The sequence below is a fragment of the Mycobacterium intermedium genome (assembly GCF_002086275.1).
Lineage (GTDB): Bacteria > Actinomycetota > Actinomycetes > Mycobacteriales > Mycobacteriaceae > Mycobacterium > Mycobacterium intermedium.
Window position 1 is genome coordinate 1 of record NZ_MVHT01000166.1, and the last position, 5,359, is coordinate 5,359.

Consider the following 5,359-nt stretch of genomic DNA (forward strand, 5'->3'; position numbering starts at 1 on the left):
CTGCTGGTGGGGTTGGTTATGCGACTGCGGAGTCGCTCAATGTCGGCCCGTTGCAGCCGCTTCTGGACCCCCGGCCTGACCACTGCCCGGCGCCGCGTTAGCGCCATCACCGATCAGCGGACGCCCCAACAACTGCTGCGTGGGCGCGTTGATCAGGTCCAGAAGCGGCTGCAACGGGCCGACATTGAGCGACTCCGCAGTCGCATAACCAACCCCACCAGCAGCCAATGCCTGCACAAACTGCCCATGCACCGCAGCGGCCTGCCCGGCCAACTCCTGATAACCCACCCCATACCCAGAGAACAACACCGCCACCGCCCGCGACACCTCATCGGCAGCCGCGCTGACCAACCCCGTCGTGGATCGCGCCGCAACCGCATTCGCGGTCGCAATCGCCGAGCCGATCCCCGCCACGTCCGAAGCCGCAGCCGCCACCAGCTCTGGTGCAATCACCACAAACGCCATCAGCGACCTCGCCGTCACTCAAGACAACCCGAAACACCACCGACAACCAGCGCAGTCAAACACGGTAACCCACTGTGGGCGCGCCGTTTATCTTTTTCGCCCGAATGGCGCGGACGTAGTGCGCGTCGCGAAGCGGGACAGGCCAATACCCGCAAGCTTGCGGGGATTCGTTGATTAGGAGCCCAAAAAAATTTTGCGCAGAATATGCGTGAAATCGCCCGTGAAACCGCTACGGTAAGGCCGTTGTGCGCCGGTTGATAAGCACCTGACTGCCACCCCGGTAGGGGTCACCCGCGAAGGACACCGTATGAGTTTTGCGGTACTGGCACCCGAGGTCAACTCCGCCCGGATGTTCCTCGGCGCGGGGTCAGGATCGATGTTGGCCTCGGCGGCGGCCTGGGATGGGTTGGCCGGTGAGTTGGCTTCAGCGGCAGCCTCTTTCGGCTCGGTGACCTCCGGGCTGCTGGATTCCGCGTGGCAGAGCCCGGCGGCGGTGGCCATGGCAGGCGCCGCCGCACCATATCTGGGTTGGCTGAGATCGGCGTCGGCGCAGGCCGGCGAGGCGGCGGGTCATGCCCGGTTAGCCGCGGCGGCGTTCGAGGCAGCGCGGGCCGCGACGGTACATCCGGTGGTGGTGGCCGCCAATCGCGCCCAACTGGTGTCGCTGGTGAGGTCGAATCTGCTGGGGCTCAACGCACCGGCGATCGCGGCCATCGAAGCGCAGTACGAGGGCATGTGGGCCCAGGATGTGACCGCGATGCTCGGCTACTATTCCGGGGCTTCCACCGCGGCTTCGGGCTTGATACCGTTTAGCCTCCCGCTGGCCAATCTGGTGGACGCGGCGAGCCGCGCCTCGACCGCCCTTGCCGCAGTGGCCAATGCCGCCGGCGCTCGACTCGCGGGCGTGATCTCACCCGGCGGGGCTGCATCTGCCGCGGCCAACGCTGCAGCAGCCCTTCCAACCGCCATCAATGTTGGCCTGACGAATCTCGGTGTCGGCAATCTCGGCAACGCGAACCTCGGCAACTACAACATTGGCAGCGCGAACATCGGCTCCGGAAACATCGGGCCCGCCAACATCGGTTTCGGCAACATCGGTTTCGGAAATAGTGGTACGTCGCCGATCGGAGCCATCCACAACATCGGCTTCGGCAACAGCGGCAACAACAACATTGGGTTCGGCAACACCGGCAACGGCAACATCGGATTCGGCAACACCGGCAACGGCAACTTCGGTATCGGGCTGACCGGCGACGGGATGAGTGGGTTCGGCGGCCTGAACTCCGGCACCGGCAATCGTGGCTTGTTCAACTCGGGCACCAACAACACCGGCTTGTTCAACTCGGGGTCCGGAAACTTTGGTCTCGGTAACTCCGGCATCTTCAACACCGGTGTTGGCAACTCCGGTGTCGCCAACACCGGCTTCTTCAACCCCGGAATAGCCAACACGGGCTTCGGCAACTCAGGCAACTACAACACGGGAAACTTCAACTCCGGCAGCAGCAACACGGGCGGCTTCAACACCGGCAGTTACAACACCGGCTGGCTCAACACCGGTAACTACAACACCGGCGTGGCAAACACGGGCAATGTCAACACCGGCGCGTTCATCAGCGGCGACTACAGCAACGGCCTTTTCTGGCGGGGCGACTACCAGGGCTTGATCACCGGATCCCCGGGTATCGGCAACTCCACCACCGTTCCGTCGTCCGGATTTCTCAACAGCGGCGACGGCAGCGCTTCAGGTTTTTTCAACTCCGGAGGCAACGTTTCGGGCCTGTTCAATACATCGACGGGATTCCTCGGCCTCTCGGGCCTGGCGAACACCGGCGTGGCTGTCTCCGGCCTGTCCATCACCGGCAACACCATCTCCGGCCTGTTCAACGACGCTTACCCCGAGGACCTCACAACGCCCAACTATGTGTCCGGCATCGCCAACACCGGACCGTTCATTTCGGGCCTATTCGGGGGCACCTCGGCCCCCACCAGCAACACCGGCTTCGCCAACGTCGGCCAACAGAACACTGGTATCGCCAACGTCGGCGATTTCAACACCGGGATCGGCAACGTCGGCAATGACAACACCGGAGGCGGAAACGACGGCCAGGACAACATCGGTTTCGGCAACAAGGGCACGTCGAATACCGGTTTCGGCAACGTCGGCAACCAAAACGTCGGCAGCGGAAACCTGGGCGACTTCAACACCGGCTTGGGGAACCTCGGCGATTACAACAGCGGCCTGGGGAACCTGGGCAACAACAACACCGGGTTCGGCAACAACGGCTTCGGCAACATCGGGTTTGGGAACACGGGCAGCGGAAACATCGGAATCGGGCTGTCTGGAACGGGGTTGGTCGGCTTCGGAGCCCTGAACACGGGCAGCGGCAACCTAGGTTTGTTCAACTCCGGCACCAACAACATCGGCCTGTTCAACTCGGGCACCGGAAACGTCGGGATCGGAAACGCGGGCACCGGCAACTGGGGCATCGGCAACCCCGGCATCGGCAACACCGGCTACGGCAACGCCGGCAACTTCAACACGGGCTGGTTCAACGCCGGCGTCGTCAACACCGGCTTCGCCAATGTGGGCAACTACAACACGGGTAGCGGCAACGTCGGCAACTTCAATACCGGCGCCTTCGATCCCGGCGATTACAACACCGGCGGCTTCAACCCCGGCAACACCAACACGGGCTTTTTGAACATAGGCAATTACAACAACAGCATTCTCGCCGCGGGCGATGGTGCGGGCCAGATCGCTATCGACCTCGCGGTCACCATCCCCAACATCAACTTCGATATTCAAATGTTCACGCCCGTCCACGAAGTGATGCAATTCGGCGGGGACGTATTCACATTGCCAGGCGGCGAGCAAACGATGGTAATCTGGCTTTCGTCGCCGCCCGACCCGGTAACGCTGACCCTGGGACCCGTCAACCTATCGAGTTCCACGATCAATCTTCCCTTGGTGACACTCACTATCGGCAGCCCGAATAGCGGCGTAGGCGTCAGTATGACCGGCGCCTTTCAAGGTGGCACCATTCAGCTGCTCAAAGTCGAACCTAAGCCCGGATTCTTCAATTCGACCACCCTGCCGTCGTCGGGATTCTTCAACAATGGGGTCGGCGGCGCGTCCGGCTTCTTCAATTCCGGCGCGAACCTCTCCGGCCTGCAAAACGTTGGTGCGCTGTCGTCCGGCTGGGCGAACCTCGGCAACACCGTCTCGGGCATCTACAACACCAGCACGGCCAACCTCGCGACGGCGGCCAACCTCTCCGGACTGGCGAACCTCGGTAGAGACGTGGCCGGCGCCGTCCGAGACGCCAACGGCGTGTTCATCAACCTGGGCTTGGCGAATGCCGGCCAGTTGAACCTGGGCAACGGAAACTTCGGCAGCGGAAACTTAGGCAACGGAAACATCGGCGGCGCCAACATCGGCAGCGGAAACATCGGTGCCACGAATTTCGGCAGCGGGAACATCGGCTTCGGGAACATCGGTTTCGGCAACAGCGGTCCCGCATTGACCGCGGCCATCCACAACATCGGGTTCGGCAACACCGGCAGCGACAACGTCGGCTTCGGCAACACCGGCTTCGGCAACATCGGCTTCGGCAACACCGGTACCGGCAACATCGGCTTCGGACTCACCGGCGACCGCCAGATCGGCTTCGGGGACTGGAACACCGGCAGCGGCAACGTCGGCTTCTTCAACTCGGGCACCAACAACGTCGGCCTTTTCAACTCGGGCAACGGGAACTTCGGCATCGGCAACTCCGGGAGCTACAACACCGGCTTCGGCAACGCCGGCGATTCCAACACCGGCTTGTTCAACACCGGCTTCGTCAACACCGGCATCGCCAACGCGGGCTCCTACAACACCGGCGGCTACAACATCGGCAGCACCAACACCGGTGGCGGCAACCCCGGCAGCTACAACACCGGATGGTTCAACTCCGGCAACTTCAACACCGGCCTGGCGAACTCGGGCAACATCAATACCGGTGGCTTCATCTCGGGCAACATGAGCAACGGATGGTTCTGGCGGGGCGACGAGCAAGGCCTGATGGGCGGGAATTACACGATCCATATTCCCGAAATGCCTGGGCACATGACCGTGCACGTCCCCGTCAATATCCCCATCACGGCGACCGCCACCGGTGGCCTCTACAACGGAATTTTTATTGCCACCGTCCCCTTCGATTTCGGTTTTGAATTGTTCGGGTCGTATTTCAGCCTGGTTGACGGGACAATCAACTCCCTCACGATCCCTCCGATTGCATTCAACCTCACGCTGTTGAGCGTCAGCATTGGTAACCCGAACGGTTCGACAGGGCTCTACGTGCCTGCCACCTTCGGCATTAAATCCGTCGACTGGACGGTCTACAACCAGCCGTTTACCCCGGGCTTTTTCAACTCCAGCACCGGCCCGTCCTCGGGATTCTTCAACGGCGGTATCGGCAGCAATTCGGGCTTCGGAAACTTCGGCGCCTACAACTCGGGTTTCCAGAATATTTCTTCGGAAATTCTCGGGAATTCGGGCCTCAGGAATTACGGCGGCCTGCAGTCTGGCATACAAAACCTGGGCAACACCGTATCGGGCGTGTTCAACACCAGCTCGCTGGACTTGGCGACGGCGGCCCGCCTCTCCGGTATATCGAACGCCGGCAGCAACCTGGCGGGCCTGTTCCGCAACGCCTTTGTCGGGGGCACCAACTTCAACCTGGGCCTCGGAAACGAAGGCGGCCTCAACCTCGGTTTGGCAAACGTCGGGGACTTCAACGTCGGCCTCGGGAATGTCGGCGACTACAACCTCGGTAGCGGCAACATCGGCAGCCAGAACTTCGGCAGCGGCAACATCGGCAGCTTCAACATCGGCTTCGGCAACAGCGGGCCC

General features: G+C 62.1%; 2 protein-coding genes. One reads left to right on the forward strand and one right to left on the reverse strand.

The window, feature by feature from the left end; translation table 11 throughout:
• Window positions 1–36: 36 nt before the first annotated feature.
• Window positions 37–465, reverse strand: a complete 429-nt coding sequence (locus BST27_RS29490) for a PE family protein (protein ID WP_083148770.1) — start codon at window positions 463–465, stop codon at window positions 37–39.
• A gap of 307 nt (window positions 466–772) precedes the next feature.
• On the opposite strand from BST27_RS29490, the gene BST27_RS29495 reads away from it, so the two are divergent.
• A partial coding sequence (locus BST27_RS29495) for a PPE family protein (RefSeq protein WP_139805449.1) occupies window positions 773–5,359 on the forward strand: 4,587 nt, incomplete at its 3' end.